This is a genomic window from Collimonas sp., from assembly GCF_039923675.1.
Taxonomy (GTDB): Bacteria; Pseudomonadota; Gammaproteobacteria; order Burkholderiales; family Burkholderiaceae_D; genus Collimonas.
The window spans coordinates 140805-157706 of record NZ_JBDTCG010000097.1 but is presented as its reverse complement, the minus strand read 5'-3'; the positions used below and the strand labels follow the sequence as shown (position 1 = coordinate 157706).

Below are 16902 nucleotides of genomic sequence, written 5' to 3'. Positions count from 1 at the left end.
ACCAAAACACCCAGATTTACTACCCGGCTCCTTCGTTTGTTTCGCGTCTTTCTCAACGGGAGGCGAACTATAGCAATCCCCCTTATTCCCCGCAAGTACTTTTATGCATTTTCTTTAAAATATTTTCATTTACCTGTTTTTGCCCAGATTCCATTGCACGATCGACTCACCGCTACTGCTTGTTTTGGGCACTGGCCTGAAAGCGTGGCCATAGATGATCTCGAAAGTCAGCGGCAGTTTTCCGTCCGGCCTGCGGCGTGCTTCCAGCGCCGCTTTCAGGCGGATGCCCGCCTCTCTACTTAACAGGCCGCGGCCCCGCGTCGCCAGGGGATTACCGCCCCAGGCCCTGACATCGGCCAGCAACCTCTCTACCGTATCGTAAGTAACAGTAATAGTTTCCATGTCCATCACCGGCGTAGAGAACCCGGCATTGACCAGCATGTCGCCAAAGTCGTGCATATCCACGAACGGCAATACATGCGCGCCGTCATCGATGCCGGCAAATGCGTTGCGCAGCTCTTTAAAGGTGTCCGGTCCAAAACAAGAGAACATCAGCAAGCCATCCACCCGCAATATGCGACGCCATTCGGCGAAAACGCGATCCGGCTGCGGATGCCAGTGCAGCGCCAGGTTCGACCAGACCAGATCCACCGTGTTCGGCGCCAGCGGCAACCGGGCGAAATCGCCACACAACAGGGCGGAAGACAACTCGCCACCATTGCCGGTAAATGGCAGCCACTTCTTTAACAAGCGATTGACTGATAGTTGCGCACCCCGACGTTGCTCTTTTGCCAATGACAACATGGCGACCGAAGCATCCAGCCCGATAATCGCGGCATCGGCAAAGCGTTGCTGCAATGTATATATATCAGGACCGGCACCGCAGCCGGCATCCAATACCCGTTGCGGCGTCAGTTTCACCAAGGCAAGACGTTCGTGCATGCGACTCGATATTTCCCGCCGCATGAACTCGGATTCGCGCACCAGCGCGGGCTGGGCAAACAGTTGGCGCACCCGGCGCAAGTCGATAGGGGCGCTTTGGCTGGCTTCAGAAGGAGGGAGTGAGGTAGACATCAGAATCCGGCAAGTGAGATGAAATGCGATAATCGCCAGTAGTTTACACGCTTGATTGCCTGTAGGCTGAGCGTACTGCCATCAAACTCCGGAACAAGATGTCTCCATTGCTATCCCCCCAGCTAAGACTATGGCCGCAACAGCAACTGGCCCGTATCTTGTCAGGCATGCCATCTTGCTGCGCGCTGTGCGGCCAGAGCGGCAAACGGGTGATCTGCGATGGCTGCAGCAAACAGTATTTTTCTGCACATCCTCATCGCTGCATGCAATGTGCGAATCCGTTGCTCCAGCCCGGTGGCGTCGCCCCGATCCGTTGCGGTAATTGCCTGAAGCAGTCTAGAGCGTTCGACACCACGATCGTAGTATGCGATTATGCCGCGCCGGTCGACCAGTTGATCCTGGCGCTGAAATTCGGTGGCCAGCTGGCCCTGGCGCCGGTATTTGCAAAGATGCTGCGCGATGCGATGCTACGGCAGGCGGCGGCAGTTGGAGATCAGGCGTCGTCGCCGACAGACCTGCCGGATATACTGACAGCGGTCCCGCTAAGCGCACAACGCTTGCAACATCGCGGTTTCAACCAAGCGCAGGAAATAGCCAAACCCCTGGCGCGCTGGACCGGCATTCCCTTGCGCCGCGATTTGCTGCTGAGGCAACGCGATACTTTGCCACAATCGATGGGATTGGATCTGGAACAGCGCCGCCGCAATTTGCGTCAGGCCTTTGCCGTGCCGCCAGCGGCATCAGCGACAATACGCGGTCGCCACATAGGCATAGTCGACGATGTGATGACTACCGGTGAAACCCTGCATGCGCTGGCAAAGACGTTGCGCCGCCACGGCGCGCGCCGCATTACCAATTTAGTGTTCGCAAGAACCCCGTAACAAGCTTGCGTCACCATTACTCTATATATAGAAGGAGAGTCAGATTGTTCCATGTCGTACTGGTTGAACCGGAAATTCCGCCGAATACCGGCAACATCATCCGCCTGTGCGCCAATACCGGCGCGCAGTTGCACTTGATCGAACCGCTCGGCTTTCCGTTGGACGACGCCAAGATGCGTCGCGCCGGGCTGGACTATCACGATTACGCCAGCATGAAAGTGCATGCCAATTGGGATGCTTTCGTCGCCGATATGCGAGAAGCGGGTAATTACGCGCCGAGCCGCATGTTCGCCATGACCACCCACGGCTCGACGCCGTTCGCCAATCTGACCTTCCAGCCGGGCGACGTATTCGTGTTCGGCTCCGAAACCCGCGGTCTCGATCCGGCATTGCGTGAATCATTTGCACCGTCGCAACGGATCCGCTTGCCGATGCGGCCGGACAACCGTAGCCTGAATCTTTCCAATACGGTGGCCGTCGTCGTGTATGAGGCCTGGCGTCAGAATGGCTTTAGCGGCGGCGCTTGATAAACATTTCTTTAGATAAAGTAATAATTCAGGCAGCATTGCTATAATCGTAAGTCCGGCAGCTAGCGCTGCAAACACATCCGCATTTGCCTAATCTTATTAAAGGATCAGCATGTCTTTACGTTCGGTTTCCCTGTTCTTCTGCGCGCTGGCATTCAGTGTCTCCGCCCACGCCCACGAGTACACGCTTGGCGCAATACACATCAGCCATCCTTACGCCCGCGCAACAGTTCCCGGACAACCTAGTGGCGGCGCTTTTCTCCGCATCGAAAATACCGGCAAGGAAGGCGACAAACTGATCGGCGTCAGCTCGCCAGCCGCTAAAAGCACAGAGATCCACAGCATGGCGATGGACGGCGATGTCATGAAAATGCGTGAAGTGGGCGAAATTGCACTGGCGCCGGCGGCCACTGTCGACATGAAACCCGGCAATGGTTATCACATCATGCTGATCGGCCTGACTCAGCAATTGAAGGCAGGCGACAAGTTTCCGCTGACGCTGACCTTCCAGAAAGCCGGCAAGATCGATGTCTCGGTACAAGTCACCGACATCAGCGGCAAAGCGGCCGAACCGGCGCATCAGCACTGACTACCGGCGGCCCCAAAAATAGAAAAAGCGCGAAATTCGCGCTTTTTCTACGTCTGCCATCTATAAGGATCAGGAACCCTGCCGCACCTTGTCCAGCAATTTGCTGGTCGAGCGGTCATGCGCAAAGGCGATCGCGACCACCTGGCCGCCATAGGCCAGCACCGCTTGACCTTCAGGAATCGCATCCATTTGATAATCGCCGCCTTTGACATACACGCCGGGCTGCGCTTCCTGCACGACTTCCAGCGCCGTATCTTCATCAAACTCGACCACCAGGCTGACGGCTTCCAGCGCTGCCAACACCGCCATGCGGTCGGCACAGGTATTGATCGGCCGGTCGTCGCCCTTGCCTAGCCGCTTGACCGAGGCGTCGGTATTCACAGCCACTACCAGCGATGCGCCCTGATCGCGCGCTTGCGCCAGATAAGTGACATGGCCGCGATGCAAGATATCGAAGACGCCATTGGTCAGCACCACTGGTTGCGGCAAGGCGGCGACGCGGACTTTCAGTGCGGCGCGGGTACAAAGCTTGTTTTCAAATGTAGGCATGGGCAATATAAAAAAAGCCGCAACAAAGCGGCTTGATGGCAACAGGTACAGTTATCGCAGCCGGCGGCGCAAGCGCCGCTTGCCACTATCAGACTGCTTCGGCCGATTTCAATGCCAAGCGCGCGACGACTTCCTTGCGATAGCGGTTCAGTTCTTGCACGGTGTCGAAAGTACGTTCAAACAGCAAAGACATATTGTGCAGGATGCGGTCGACCACTTTCTTTTCCCAGACGCCGTCGAACTTGATCTGGTCGTCCAGCCAGCGCTCCAGCCATTCCGGATCCGGCAGGCGGCTTTGCACCGTATCGTTAGGGAACAGCGACTGGTTGACGTGCAGGTTGGTTGGATGCAGCGGCTTTTCGGTGCGGCGCGCCGACGCCATCAGGACGCCGATCTTGGCAAATGCCGCCGAAGCGCTGTCGCCGACTTCCGACAAGGCCTTCTTCATATAGCGCAGGTAAGCGCCGCCGTGGCGGGCTTCATCCTGGCTGATGATTTTGTAAATCTGCTTGATCACCGGTTCGGTATGCCAGTCGGAGGCGCAACGATACCAGTGGTTGAGGCGAATCTCGCCGCAGAAATGCATCATCAGGGTTTCCATCGCAGGCGCCGGGTCGAATTCGAAACGCACATTGTCCAGCTCGGCTTCGGTAGGAACCAGCTCAGGCCGGAAGCGGCGCAGGTATTCCATCAAGACCAGCGAATGCTTTTGCTCTTCGAAAAACCAGACCGACATGAAAGCGCAAAAATCGCTGTCGCCGTGGTTATCGCGCAAAAACATCTCGGTTGCAGGCAGCGCCGACCATTCCGTAATCGCATTCATACGAATAGTCTGCGCTTGTTCGTCGGACAATTGGCTGGCATCAAATTTGTCCCATGGAATATCGGTCTCCATGTTCCAGCGGACTTGTTCAAGCGATTTAAACAGTTCTGGATACAGCATACATACCTTAAGCAAGTGAGTTAACTGCTCGATTTTACCAAGAATTTGTTACAAGACCGTTTATAAACCCATCAAGCCGCATTTTTTACTGAAATTTGGTGCAAATCACAACAAAGTCAATTGTTCGTTTAGAGCCATTAATCGGTCGGGAATCGACTATTCGTCCAATCCCCGCCTGATTCATACGGCAGCAGGGAAAAAACGGATTCAGCCGCGACCCCACCATAGCAATAAAAATCCAACCTACCCGCCATTTTTGAATCCGGTTGTCTCTTTTCTGCGTATCTCTTTGCAAGCCCCGGATTCAGGGGACAGACCATTGACCATTGTTTGATCTTTTCTGCAGAAGGCAACCAGATGAAAATTGCGGTTATCGGCTCGGGTATCGCCGGCCTCTCTTGCGCATACCGGCTCGCCACATCCGGGCAACAGGTAACGCTGTACGAGGCCAACAGCTATTTCGGCGGCCATACCAATACGGTTGACGTCACGCTGGAGGGCCAGACTTGCGGTGTCGACACCGGCTTCCTCGTCTTCAATCATCGCACTTATCCAGCACTAGTCAAGCTGTTCAAGGAACTCGACATTGCCACAGTGGCAACCGATATGTCGTTTTCGGTAAAGATGCCGATTGCCGCCGGTTCCGGCAGCCGCATGCTGGAATGGGCCGGCGCCGACCTCGATAGCGTATTTGCCCAACGCCGCAATGTGCTGAACCTACGTTATCTGCGCATGTTGCGCGACATTTTGCGTTTCAACCGGCAAGCTACGGCGATGGCCCTCGACGGCGGCGCCAGCCAGATCTCGCTGGGCTACTTTTTGGAAAAATACCGCTATGGCGATGCATTCCGCGACTGGTATCTACTGCCCATGGCTGGTTGCATCTGGTCCTGCCCGACCGAGAAAATGCTGGCGTTCCCGGTATCCAGCTTTATCCGCTTTTGCCATAACCACGGCTTGCTGCAAGTCCGCAACCGGCCGCAATGGCAGACTGTGCCAGGCGGCGCGCGCCAGTATGTGGAGAAAATGCTGGCCGCGATCCCCTACAAGCATTTGCAAACTCCGGTCACCGGCGTCACCCGTTTGCCGCACGGCGACAACACCAAAATCAAGATAGACACGGGCAACGGCAGCCACCTGTTCGACCATGTGGTGATGGCCGGCCATAGCGATCAAAGCCTGGCCATGTTGACAGATGCGACGGCGCAGGAAAGCAAGTATCTGGCAGCGATCAAGTACCAGACCAACCAGGCTGTGCTGCATACCGACGCCAGCCTGCTACCGCAAAACCGCAAGGCCTGGTCGGCCTGGAATTATCAGAGCAGTGGCGGCAGCGAGCAAAAGGTCTGCGTGCACTATCTGCTCAACCAGCTACAGCCATTGCCGTTCAAGACGCCACTGATTGTGTCGCTGAATCCGATCGAAGCGCCGGCAGCCGGCAGCGTGATCGAGAGTTTTGCGTATTCGCATCCGGTATTCGACGCGCGCGCGGTCGAAGCGCAAGCGCATTTCAGCCGTATCCAGGGACAGCGCAACACCTGGTTTGCCGGCGCCTGGCTGGGTTACGGTTTCCATGAAGACGGCTTGAAATCCGGCCAGGAAGTGGCGCGCGCGATTCATCTGGCGCCGATGGCGGCGACGTCGGATTTCAGCAGCATGGCTGCCTGACCCCAAGCCTGTTGAATCGTGGACCTCATCATGCAAACGACGCCGCATCAAATCCAACTGTGCTTCGGCAAAGTCCGTCATCTGCGCCTGAAGCCGAAGCGTAACGCTTTCAGCTATGGCGTGTATTACTTGCGGCTGCCCCTGCGTACCTTGAGTACGCTTACGTCCGGTGGTTTCGACAATCCGTTTTTGTCGCGCAATCGCTTCAACCTTTTGTCGTTCCACGACAAGGATTACGGTGACGGCAAGCAAACGCCGCTGGACTGGATCGACGGCTTGCTGCGCGCGGAAGGCATCCATGACGCCCAAGGCGAGATCTGGCTACAGACCTTTCCACGGGTATTCGGCTATGCCTTCAATCCGGTTTCATTCTGGTTTTGCCACCGTACCGATGGCGCGCTGCGCGCGGTCTTGTGCGAAGTCCGCAATACCTTCGGCGAACGCCATTGCTATCTGCTGGAAGGCGTGGCGGGCGCCAATATTCCGTACGGCGTCGAATTGCGCGCCAACAAAATACTCCATGTGTCGCCGTTCTGCCGCGTCGAAGGCGTGTATCGCTTTCGCTTTTTCCGCGTCATGCATACCGGACGCAGCACTCATCAGCAAGATCACGAATGCACCACCGCACGCATCGACTATGACGATGCGTGCGGCCCGCTGCTGTTGACCAGCGTCAGCGGCAGTGCGCCGGCAGGCGTGGCGATTTCCAATGGGGCTATCGCCAAGGCCATGCTGGCCTATCCAATGATGACCTTCGGCGTGATTCTGAAAATTCATTGGCAGGCAGTCAGATTGTGGTGCAAGCGCGTTCCCTTTTTCAGCAAACCCGTTCCGCCATCCAGTGAGGTGACCCGATGAATTACGACTCCACCCATGCCAGCGCATTCAGCCTTAGCCCGGCGAATGCCTCTTTGTCGGCCGACGGTTATCCGCCGCAAGCGAAGTTCATTTTGCAAATGCTCAGCAAGCTGGAACATGGCGCCCTCACCATGCAGTTCCCGGATGGCCAGAGCGCTACCTTCGGCAAAGTCGATGACGCCCATCCACGGCCGTTGAGCATGACCCTGAAAAACTGGGATGTCTGCCATGCCGCGCTCAAGTCTGGTGATATCGGCTTTGCCGAAACCTATATCGACAAGCACTGGACCACCGACAACCTGCCGGGCCTGATCGAACTGTTCGTGCGCAACCGGCTGGCGGTCGAATCGATTATCTACGGCACCTGGTGGGGCAACCTGCTGTATCGCGTCAAGCACCTGTTCAATAACAACAGCAAAGCCGGCAGCCGCAAGAACATCCATACCCATTACGATATCGGCAACGATTTCTACCAGCTGTGGCTGGATCCATCGATGACCTATTCCAGCGCCCTGTTTTCCGACGGCCATGTGGAAAGCCTGCAGGATGCGCAAGAGGCGAAATATCACCGCATCCTGAAGCAGCTCGACATACAAGACGGCGCCCGGGTACTCGAGATCGGCTGCGGCTGGGGCGGCTTTGCCGAAATCGCCGCGCGCGACGCGGCTGCCCACGTTACCGGCTTGACCTTATCGACCGAGCAACTGCAATTCGCCAACCAGCGCCTGCAGCAGGCCGGCGTGGTCGACAAAACTGAATTGCTGCTGCAGGATTATCGCGACGTCAACGGCCAGTTCGACGGCATTGCATCGATCGAGATGTTCGAGGCGGTTGGCGAAAAATATTGGCCGGGCTATTTTTCCTGCGTTGCGCGCAACCTGAAAGCCGGCGGCCGCGCCTGCATCCAGAGCATCGTCATCGCTGACGAATTATTTGAACGCTATCGCAAAAGCACCGATTTCATCCAGCAGTACATTTTCCCGGGCGGCATGCTGCCCTCGCCTTCGGTATTTTGCAAACACGCTGAACAGCACGGTTTGCAAGTGGTCGATACGCTATTGTTCGGCATCGACTATGCGCGCACGCTGGCGGAATGGCGTAGCGCCTTCAAGCAGCAACTGCCAAGATTGCTGACGCAAGGCTTCGACGACCGCTTCCTGCGCACCTGGGATTTTTACCTGGCGTATTGCGAAGCAGGTTTCCGCGCCGGCAGCATCAATGTCGCGCAATTTACATTGCAAAAAATCTAAGCCGCGGAGGATGTATGACGCTACGGATGCTCTCGGTATCGCTGTTAACCCTGCTGACGGTCGGCAGCGCCAGTGCGGAAGGCAGCAACGATGCCGGCCTGAAGCCTGGCGCGCCGCTGTTTGTCGAAAGAGCCATTGCCGATGCGCGCCTGGCCGGCCAGGGCAGTTTTCGCTGGTTCGGCTTGCTGATTTACGATGCGCAGCTCTGGGTCGGCCCCAAAGGTTATCAGGCGGCAGCGCCAGATATTGCCCCTTTTGCGCTGGACCTGCATTACGCCCGTTCCTTTGACAGCGACAGCATAGCCGAAACCAGCATCGAAGAAATGAAAAAGACCGGTGAGGCCAGCGATGAACGTTATGGCCACTGGTTGCAGCAGATGAAAGGACTGTTCAAAAACGTGGTGAAGGGAACCCACGTCACCGGTATCTTCATGCCGGGCTATGGCGCCCGCTTCTTCCTCGACGGCAGAGCGCTCGGCGACATCACCGATCCGCAGTTCGCGCACGCCTTCTTTGCAATCTGGCTGAGCCCGAAAACCAGCGCGGCCGGGCTGCGCAAAAAACTGCTGGCAAATATCAAGCCTATCGAGCCACAGTGATGGACGCGTTCCGCTTCCGGCAACTGCTGGCATATGGCTTGTTCGGCATGCCGCTGGCGCTGGTGGCGTTGCCGGTATATGTCTATGTGCCGCATTTCTACGCGCAAAATTTCGGCCTGTCGCTAGCCGCCATCGGCGCTGTGCTGCTGCTTTCCCGCTTGTTCGATGCCTTTCTCGATCCTGCATTGGGCAACTGGCTCGACCGTTCGCGCAACCTGGATCGCTATGGCAACGCGATCCGCTTTTCGCTACCGTTTCTGCTGGCAGGCATGTACGGCCTGTTTATTCCACCCGCGTTTGCCCACTCCTTCGCCTTGTCCTGGCTACTTGGCAGCCTGCTGGTGGTCTATATCGGCTTCAGCCTGGCGACGATCGCCCATCAAAGCTGGGGCGCGGCCCTGACCCAAAGCCAGACGCAACGCACGCGCCTGACGGCAACCCGTGAAGGCTGCGGATTAATCGGCGTGATCCTGGCGGCGATCTTGCCGAGCATGATGCATATCCAGTGGCTGCCGCTGGTGTTTACCGTGGTTCTGCTTGGCAGCGCGCTGCTGCTACGCATGGCGCCGCGGCCGGTGATCGTGGCGTGCTTCAAGCCGCAGTCTGTCACAGTGGCGGCATGCGAACCATTTCGCAATCCCCGCTTTCGCTGGCTGCTCGCCGCATTCCTGATGAACGGCATCGCCGCCGCCATCCCGGCGACGCTGTTTTTATTTTTTGTCGACGACAGATTACGGCTGGCCGCCTTCAGCGGTCCGCTGCTGGTGTTGTATTTCATTGCCGGCGCCGCCTCGATGCCTGCCTGGCATGCCTTGGCTAAACGCTATGGCGAAGCACGCGCCTGGCTGGTGGCGATGCTGCTGACGATCTGCGCCTTCATCTGGGCTTACGGCTTGGGAGCCGGCGACCTTTTTCCCTTCGCCGTGATTTGCGTCATTTCCGGCTTTGCCTTGGGCGCCGACCTGGTACTGCCGCCGGCGCTGCTGGCCGCAGTCATCGGCCGCGCCGGCCATAGCGGCCAGAAAGAAGGCGCTTACTTCGGCATCTGGAACTGGGCCACCAAAATGAACCTGGCACTGGCGGCAGGTATTTCGCTGCCGCTGCTGCAGTATCTCGGCTATCAGCCCGGCAGCAATAGCCAGCACGGCGCGCATGCCTTGGCATGTGCCTATGCGTTGCTTCCTTGTGGATTGAAACTGCTGGCGGCGCTGATCTTGTGGCGCGCTCCTTTACACGACGTCTGAATCCGGAGTTTCCATCATGTACAAGCTGAAATCCTTGCTCATCACTGTTTGCCTATGCACGTGCATGGCGGCCTGCGGCACGACAGTCGAACCGGCGTATTATGCTGGCCAGCAACCGGCCCTCAATCTGCAACAGTATTTCAATGGCACACTCGACGCCTGGGGCATGTTCCAGGATCGCTCAGGGAAAGTCGTGAAACGTTTCACAGTGGTGATCGACTGTAGCTGGCAAGGCGATATCGGCACTCTGGATGAGCATTTCACGTATGCCGATGGTTCTACGCAGCGACGTATCTGGACCATCCGGAAAACAGCTGATAATGTTTACACCGGCAACGCTGCCGATATTGTCGGCGACGCCATCGGCCATACCGGCGGCAACACCCTGCACTGGGCTTATGTCATGGCGCTGCCGGTAGACGACAAGATAATTGAAGTTACATTCGACGACTGGATGATACTGATGAATGAAAAAATCATGCTTAACCACGCAGTCATGAGCAAATACGGCATCAAGCTGGGCGACATCACCTTATCGTTCAGTAAGCGTCATCCGGATATTCGTCCATGAAGCCTTTGAATCCTCCCATTACGGACTGGCGCAATTTGCGGGTCTGGATTATTGGCGCATCGAGCGGCATCGGCGCTGAAACGGCGCGGCAATTGCTGGCAAAAGGCGCGCGCGTCGCCCTCTCAGCGCGCAATGTCGAGGCCGTGCAGCAGATTGCCGCGGACCATCCCGAAGCGCTGAAACTGAGATTGGATATCACTTTACCGGGGACCGTGACCGCAGCGCGCGACAGCATCCTGCGGCAATGGGAGGGCATCGACCTGGTGCTGATCGTGGCCGGCGCTTATAACGAAATGCGCGCCGACAGATTCGATCTGAAAATCGCCAACCAGCTGATCGACACCAATCTGCGCGGCGTATTCAATTGCCTGGACGCGACCTTGCCGATGCTGCTGAGACAGGAAAAGGGGGCAATCGGCATCGTGGCTTCGGTCGCCGGCTATAGCGGCTTGCCGAAGGCTTTGGTCTACGGCCCGACCAAAGCCGCCTTGATCAATCTGGCGGAATGCCTGTTCCTTGACCTGCGGCCACGCAATATCGGCGTCTACCTGGTGAATCCCGGTTTCGTCGATACCCCGCTAACGGCGGGAAACAATTTCAAAATGCCCGCGCTGATGCCCGCGCCGGAGGCAGCGTCGGCTCTCATCAAGGGTCTGGAACGGGGCGATTTTCATCTGCATTTCCCGCGCCGCTTTACCAACTGGCTGCGGCTGGCGCGCCTGCTGCCGTATCGCCTGTATTTTGCGTTGATACACAAGGCGACCGGGTTATGAACAATCCGCAGACAAGAGCGGTGCATTTTTTTGAGAACCTGTCGCTCGACAGTTTGTCGGAACTGCCGTTGATCTATGCCGACGACGCCTGGTTCAAGGATCCCTTCAACGAAGTCAAGGGCGTGGCCGAGATCCGCCACATCTTTGCCCATATGTTTGTACAGGTCGATGGCGCGCGTTTTGTCGTGACCTCGCAACTGGCGCAAGATCAAAGCGCTTTCCTGACCTGGGACTTCGAATTCAGGATGAAACGGTTTTCCAAGGCGCCACAATCGATACGCGGCGCCACGCATCTGCATTTCAATGGCGCCGGCCTGGTCACTTATCATCGCGACTATTGGGACGCGGCGGAAGAACTGTACGAAAAATTGCCGCTGTTAGGCGGCTTGATGCGGATGTTGAAACGCGCCGCGCGCAAGTAGGCGGCAGCTGGCTATTTGGGAGCCGGCTTGGCTTTTCCCGCAGCAGGCTTTGTCTTGCCGTCGGCTACGCTGCCGGCTTTTTTTACTGCAGGCTTGGCCGCCGGTTTGCTGCGTGGTTTGGCAGGCGCTTTGGGGCCGCTCTTGGCATCACTCTTGGCGGCAGCGGTGGATGCGGGTTTCGCCGCCTTTTCTGTCGCCGCCACGCTGTTCACCGCTTGCTTGAACTGGTTTTGCAACAGGTCCCACCAGGCGTTTGCATTCCCTGGAGAGGAAGGCGCCGCTTCTGCCACCGTCGGCGCAACGGGTGGCTCCGGTTCATGCTGTTTCGGCGCTGCGGATGCAGTTGGACTTGACGCTGACGGCGCATCGCCATTCTGGGATGGATTCATGAAGGAAAACGGGAAACCCGACGGCATGCTCCAGGCGTTCGCCGCCGGTTCGCCGTCGTCCGTATCCGGTTGATTGACTGCGCCCATCGCCCGCAAGGCCGAGAGTGTCGCACTTTGCACTTCAAGCGCCTGGATCGTGGTGCGCAACATGTTCAGGTTGAGATTCAGCCATGATTCCACCGCCTTGAGGTCGGTGATTTTCTTGTTGATTTCTTCCACCGACAAGGTCGGCACAACCATCCCTGGCACGCCCATGCCGCCCCACATCTTCTTGATAAATTCGAGACTATCCTGCATTGCACCGGCTCCTGGAATATTAGAACTGCTCATTACCCATCTCCTTCAAGGAAAATCCATATTACCGCCGCCTCAGCTTCAGGGGCGCTGCATCTTGCATGTGGTGGGCAAAGCCGTCGCTTCCGGCGCCAGATAGCGCTCGGTCTTGAAGCCATAGCCGCTGCCTTCATTATCAAAACGGATACCGCCATCGGCAAGCTTCTGCATGACCGCCACATACAGCGGTTGTATCAGCTGATGATCGCTGGCGCGCATGCCGGCCTGGTGAAACTGACTCTTGTATTGCGCTCCTTCGAGCGCCCGCGCCACCGCTATTGCGTCCGTGGTCTGGGCTTTCTCGATTGCCGCCGCCAACATGTCGATCATGACATCCATACGCAAAAACAGATAGTCATCTTTCGGCTGCGGGAAGCGCTGGCGGAAACCGCGGTAGAACGCATCGCTGGCGGCATCCTGGACGCCATCCGCAACATTCGGATGCCACTCGGCAACAGCGCGCACGGTGCCTACGCCGGCATCGCCAATGGCCGCGGGCGCTCCCAGGCTGTTGGCATAGAAGGTGTAGAACTTGAGATGCAAGCCGGCTTCTTTCGCCGCTTTCACCAGCAAGGTCAGGTCGTTGCCCCAATTACCGGTGATCACGGTATCGGCGCCGCTGGCGCGAATCTTGGCGATGTAAGGGGCAAAGTCCTTTACCTTGCCGATCGGGTGCAGCTCATCGCCGACGATCTTGATGTCCGGCCGCGCCGCCTGCAGTTGCTGGCGCGCTGCCTTGGCCACCTGCTGGCCGAAACTGTAATCCTGGCCGATCAGGTACACGCTTTTGGCCTGGCGATCGTTTTTGATGACCTCTACCAGCGCGCGCATGCGCATGTCGGCGTTGGCATCGAAACGGAAGTGCCAGAAACTGCATTTCTCATTGGTCAGCGCCGGATCGACCGCCGAGTAATTCATGAACAGCACCCGATTGCCGGGGGTTCTGGCATTGTGCTTGTTGATCGCCTCCACCAACGCGCCGGCAACTGCAGAGCTATTACCCTCCAGCACGAACGGGATTTTCTGGTCGGTCAATTGCTTTAACTGCAACAAGGCGTCTTCGACCCCTTGCTTGCTGTCAAACACTGTCAGGCTCAGCGAATGGCGGCCATCTGGCAGGCGCACGCCGCCGCGCGCATTAACCTGTTCCACCGCGAAACGGATATTGTGCTCCACCGCCTCGCCGGCATTGGCAAACGGGCCCGACGTGCCTTCGATCATGCCCAGCCGGATCGGCGCCAGATTGGCTGGCATTGAGACGGACGCCGACGATGGCGCGAGCGCGCCAGCCAGCGTGAATGCCAGCGCAGCGCTGACGGTGAAACGTGTTCGGTGTAGCATCGGCAACTATTTCGGTTTCATATGGATACAATATTTTACGTGGTTTATTGCATCCCTCTGCGCTTACCGCGGTTAATCTGGACGGATCGTTTACACTATGCCGATGTCGTCTTCCTCTGAATACTCCTTGACTTCGAGCAACACTTTTCTCAGCCGTCGCAGATGGCTGGGCGTATTGCTGCTCACGGCTTTGCTGCACCTGCTCCTGATCGTCTGGGGCAGCCGTCAATTCAGCTTGCCGGTATCGGTTGAACGGCCTGAGAAGCTGGTGATGGCCAATATCGTTCCCCTGCCGCCGGTTGAAAAACCTGTGCTGTTGCCACAGGTGCCGAAGGCGCAACCCAAACCGGCTCCGAAACCGAGCTCCGCCGTGGCGACGGCTAAGCCACGCGCCCCCACCGAGCCGCCGGTAGAAGTACCGGATACGCCGATCAGGGAAACCGTGACCCCTATTGTCGATGCCCAGCCGGCCGGCCCAGCCATGGCTGACGCCACGGCGGGTAACGGCGCGAGCGCCGCCAATCCGGCCGCCGAACCGCCGGTTCCTGCAGCGCCTGCCGAAGCCGTCCCCGCCGCCGGCAAACGCTATCAGACCAGTCCGCCGCCTTCAGCGGAGCTCAAATACAATGTGGAAGCATTGCAAAAAGGCCAGAATTATCATGGCAGCGGTAAAATCACCTGGCAAACCGATGGCGCCAATTACACCATCAACGGCCAGGCCGGGGCGCTGTTCATTACCGTGCTGGATTTCAAGAGCGGCGGCGAAATCAATGGCTTCGGCGTAGCGCCGGTGATTTATACGCAAAAACGTTTTCGCAAACCCGCGACCGAAACCACCTTTGATCGCGAGCACAACAACATTGTCTTTTCGTCGTCGGCGAACAAATATCCGCGCAGCGGCGGCGAACAGGACCGCGCCAGCGTAGTGTGGCAGCTAGCCAGCATCGGCCGCGGCGACAGCGCGCAATTTTCGCCGGGGGCAGTGATCGACCTGTTTGTCGCCGGCCCGCTGGACGCCGAAACCTGGCGCATGCAAGTGGTCGGCCAGGAACAGCTCGAGGTTGACGGCAACAATCTCTCGGTGTGGCACGTGATCCGCATTCCTGAGCCGGGTTCTCACGAACAGCGGCTGGACATCTGGCTATCGCCGCAACAGGACTGGTATCCCGTCAGGTTGCGCTTTACAGAGACGGACGGGGACTATCTGGACATGTCGCTGTCCAAGCTGAAGCGTTTGGATACGGTACTGAATTAGACCCAGCTGGTGAGATCCAAGGAATCAGCAGCAACAACACAGCAATATTTTTTGGAAAATCATGAAATCAACCCTATCTTCTTTGCTGCGCCTGTCGGTGGCCGCCGCACTCTGCGGCAATCTGCTGAGTGCGTCCGCAGCCGGCGCGGACCATCCCGCCACCAAGTACAAGACCGATCTGCCGCCGTCGGCCGAGCTGAACTATACGATTCAAGCCAAGCAAGGCGGGATTACGCTGGGCGGCGAAGGCACGGTCAAGTGGCAGGTAGCCGACAAGCACTTCAGCGTCAACTCGGAAACCCGCGCCATGTTGTTCGGCAAAATCCTGGAATCATCCAGCGAAGGCGGAATTGACGATTACGGCCTGGCGCCGACACAGTTCATCAACAAGCGTTTTCGCAAGGAAGCTACGACCACGACTTTCCAGCGCGGCAATGACACTGGCGGCACCATCAGTTTTTCCGAATCCGGCGACACCTACCCGATCAAAGGTGGCGAACAGGATCGCACCAGCATCATCTGGCAGCTGATTTCCGTAGCCCGGGCGGCGCCGCAAAAATTCAAGCCAGGCTCCGACTGGACTTTCTTCGTGGCGGGCATGCACGATGCAGAACCGTGGACCTTCAAAGTCGTCAACACGGAAAAAATCAAGACGCCGATGGGCGATCTGGAAACCGTTCATTTTTTCAAGGCGCCGCCGCCAGACGCTAAAGACCAGCAGGTGGATATCTGGCTGGCACCCTCCCTGGAATGGTATCCCGTGCGTGTGCGCTTTACCGATCCGAACAAGGATTTTGTCGAACAAACCCTGCAGCAAGTCAGCAAAAAATAAGCAAGAACTAAGCAAGAAATAAGCAAAATACGAGAAAAAAGCGAGCAAAACCATGACTACAAATGTGACCACGCCAAATGGCGCCATCGTCCTCTTCAGCGGCGGCCAGGATTCCACCACTTGCCTGGCATGGGCGCTGGGGCGCTATGAACGGGTCGAGACGATCGGCTTCGACTACGGCCAGCGGCATGCCGTCGAGCTGACCGTACGGCCGGTCTTGCTGCAAAAGATCCGCGCCCAGTTTCCCCAATGGGCAGATAAACTTGGCGAAGACCACATGATCGACCTGTCGCTGATTTCAAAGATCTCATCGACCGCAATGACCGAGGATGTCGAAATCGTGATGCAGGAAAACGGCTTGCCGAACACCTTCGTCCCCGGTCGCAACCTGCTGTTCATGACTGTAGCCGCCACCGTGGCCTACCGGCGCGGTTTGAATGTGCTGGTCGGCGGCATGTGCGAAACCGATTTCTCCGGTTATCCCGATTGCCGTGACGACACCATGAAAGCCTTGCAGGTAGCGCTCAATCTGGGTATGGCGACGCGGCTCAAGCTGGAAACGCCGCTGATGTGGATCGACAAGTCGGAAACCTGGAAACTGGCGCAGGATTTGGGCGGCGACGGCCTGGTCGACCTGATCCGCGCCGATACCCATACCTGCTACCTGGGCGAGCGCGGCGCCTTGCATGACTGGGGTTATGGCTGCGGCACCTGCCCGGCATGTGCGCTACGGGCGCGTGGCTACCAGCAATACAAGCAAAACAAACAAACTTCAGCCAGTTGAATCGCGAACTCGGCGGTTAG

19 protein-coding genes are annotated in these 16902 nt (G+C 57.6%); 14 read left to right on the top strand and 5 right to left on the bottom strand.

The features are described from left to right. Positions 1-129 precede the first annotated feature (129 nt). Complete coding sequence (locus ABI171_RS22255; RefSeq protein WP_348094743.1) at positions 130-1074, bottom strand: methyltransferase domain-containing protein; 945 nt, start codon at positions 1072-1074, stop codon at positions 130-132. Between the two features lie 98 nt (positions 1075-1172). Between ABI171_RS22255 and ABI171_RS22250 the strand changes: the two genes are divergently transcribed. The 3 genes from ABI171_RS22250 to ABI171_RS22240 all read left to right on the top strand — a co-directional run bounded on the left by ABI171_RS22250 (position 1173) and on the right by ABI171_RS22240 (position 3071). Beyond that, the gene (locus ABI171_RS22250; protein ID WP_348094742.1) at positions 1173-1955 is read left to right on the top strand and encodes a ComF family protein; all 783 of its coding nucleotides are present in this window, start codon (positions 1173-1175) and stop codon (positions 1953-1955) included. 44 nt (positions 1956-1999) lie between these two features. Continuing rightward, positions 2000-2482 carry a tRNA (uridine(34)/cytosine(34)/5-carboxymethylaminomethyluridine(34)-2'-O)-methyltransferase TrmL gene (trmL, locus tag ABI171_RS22245; RefSeq protein WP_348094741.1) on the top strand — a complete coding sequence of 161 codons (483 nt, stop codon included), beginning with the start codon at positions 2000-2002 and terminating at the stop codon, positions 2480-2482. A gap of 112 nt (positions 2483-2594) precedes the next feature. Next, positions 2595-3071, top strand: a complete 477-nt coding sequence (locus ABI171_RS22240; RefSeq protein ID WP_348094740.1) for a copper chaperone PCu(A)C — start codon at positions 2595-2597, stop codon at positions 3069-3071. A gap of 69 nt (positions 3072-3140) precedes the next feature. Here the strand turns inward: ABI171_RS22240 and rfaE2 are convergent, their stop codons facing one another. Continuing rightward, positions 3141-3620 carry a D-glycero-beta-D-manno-heptose 1-phosphate adenylyltransferase gene (gene rfaE2, locus ABI171_RS22235; protein WP_348094739.1) on the bottom strand — a complete coding sequence of 160 codons (480 nt, stop codon included), beginning with the start codon at positions 3618-3620 and terminating at the stop codon, positions 3141-3143. Between the two features lie 88 nt (positions 3621-3708). Then, a complete protein-coding gene (locus ABI171_RS22230; protein ID WP_348094738.1) occupies positions 3709-4563 on the bottom strand; it encodes a ferritin-like domain-containing protein in 855 nt (284 codons plus the stop codon). 357 nt (positions 4564-4920) lie between these two features. Between ABI171_RS22230 and ABI171_RS22225 the strand changes: the two genes are divergently transcribed. The 8 genes from ABI171_RS22225 (at position 4921) to ABI171_RS22190 (ending at position 11948) form a co-directional block, all read left to right on the top strand. Then, positions 4921-6231 (top strand): FAD-dependent oxidoreductase, encoded by a 1311-nt coding sequence (locus ABI171_RS22225; RefSeq protein WP_348094737.1) that lies wholly within the window; start codon positions 4921-4923, stop codon positions 6229-6231. 30 nt (positions 6232-6261) lie between these two features. Further along, positions 6262-7089, top strand: a complete 828-nt coding sequence (locus tag ABI171_RS22220; protein WP_348094736.1) for a DUF1365 domain-containing protein — start codon at positions 6262-6264, stop codon at positions 7087-7089. After that, positions 7086-8339, top strand: coding sequence for a cyclopropane-fatty-acyl-phospholipid synthase family protein (locus tag ABI171_RS22215; protein ID WP_348094735.1), 1254 nt, complete (start codon positions 7086-7088; stop codon positions 8337-8339). Before ABI171_RS22220 ends, ABI171_RS22215 begins: the two co-directional genes overlap by 4 nt. A 14-nt stretch (positions 8340-8353) precedes the next feature. Then, positions 8354-8938: a chalcone isomerase family protein gene (locus ABI171_RS22210; RefSeq protein ID WP_348094734.1), complete on the top strand. Its 585-nt coding sequence runs from the start codon at positions 8354-8356 to the stop codon at positions 8936-8938. Continuing rightward, complete coding sequence (locus tag ABI171_RS22205; protein WP_348094753.1) at positions 8938-10182, top strand: MFS transporter; 1245 nt, start codon at positions 8938-8940, stop codon at positions 10180-10182. Before ABI171_RS22210 ends, ABI171_RS22205 begins: the two co-directional genes overlap by 1 nt. Before the next feature lie 64 nt (positions 10183-10246). After that, positions 10247-10753 (top strand): DUF3833 domain-containing protein, encoded by a 507-nt coding sequence (locus ABI171_RS22200; RefSeq protein ID WP_348094752.1) that lies wholly within the window; start codon positions 10247-10249, stop codon positions 10751-10753. Continuing rightward, positions 10750-11526 carry an SDR family NAD(P)-dependent oxidoreductase gene (locus ABI171_RS22195; protein WP_348094733.1) on the top strand — a complete coding sequence of 259 codons (777 nt, stop codon included), beginning with the start codon at positions 10750-10752 and terminating at the stop codon, positions 11524-11526. Before ABI171_RS22200 ends, ABI171_RS22195 begins: the two co-directional genes overlap by 4 nt. Beyond that, complete coding sequence (locus ABI171_RS22190) at positions 11523-11948, top strand: nuclear transport factor 2 family protein (protein ID WP_348094732.1); 426 nt, start codon at positions 11523-11525, stop codon at positions 11946-11948. Before ABI171_RS22195 ends, ABI171_RS22190 begins: the two co-directional genes overlap by 4 nt. A gap of 11 nt (positions 11949-11959) precedes the next feature. Here the strand turns inward: ABI171_RS22190 and ABI171_RS22185 are convergent, their stop codons facing one another. Together ABI171_RS22185 and ABI171_RS22180 are read right to left on the bottom strand one after the other, a co-directional pair. Next, on the bottom strand, positions 11960-12667 hold the full coding sequence (locus ABI171_RS22185) for a PhaM family polyhydroxyalkanoate granule multifunctional regulatory protein (RefSeq protein WP_348094731.1): 708 nt from the start codon (positions 12665-12667) through the stop codon (positions 11960-11962). Between the two features lie 45 nt (positions 12668-12712). After that, positions 12713-14011, bottom strand: coding sequence for a branched-chain amino acid ABC transporter substrate-binding protein (locus ABI171_RS22180; protein ID WP_348094730.1), 1299 nt, complete (start codon positions 14009-14011; stop codon positions 12713-12715). Positions 14012-14138: 127 nt separating this feature from the next. Between ABI171_RS22180 and ABI171_RS22175 the strand changes: the two genes are divergently transcribed. The 3 genes from ABI171_RS22175 (at position 14139) to queC (ending at position 16882) form a co-directional block, all read left to right on the top strand. Further along, the gene (locus tag ABI171_RS22175; RefSeq protein WP_348094729.1) at positions 14139-15266 is read left to right on the top strand and encodes a DUF3108 domain-containing protein; all 1128 of its coding nucleotides are present in this window, start codon (positions 14139-14141) and stop codon (positions 15264-15266) included. 61 nt (positions 15267-15327) lie between these two features. Then, complete coding sequence (locus tag ABI171_RS22170) at positions 15328-16098, top strand: DUF3108 domain-containing protein (RefSeq protein WP_348094728.1); 771 nt, start codon at positions 15328-15330, stop codon at positions 16096-16098. Positions 16099-16150: 52 nt separating this feature from the next. Further along, positions 16151-16882 carry a 7-cyano-7-deazaguanine synthase QueC gene (gene queC, locus ABI171_RS22165; RefSeq protein WP_348094727.1) on the top strand — a complete coding sequence of 244 codons (732 nt, stop codon included), beginning with the start codon at positions 16151-16153 and terminating at the stop codon, positions 16880-16882. Positions 16883-16902 lie beyond the last annotated feature (20 nt).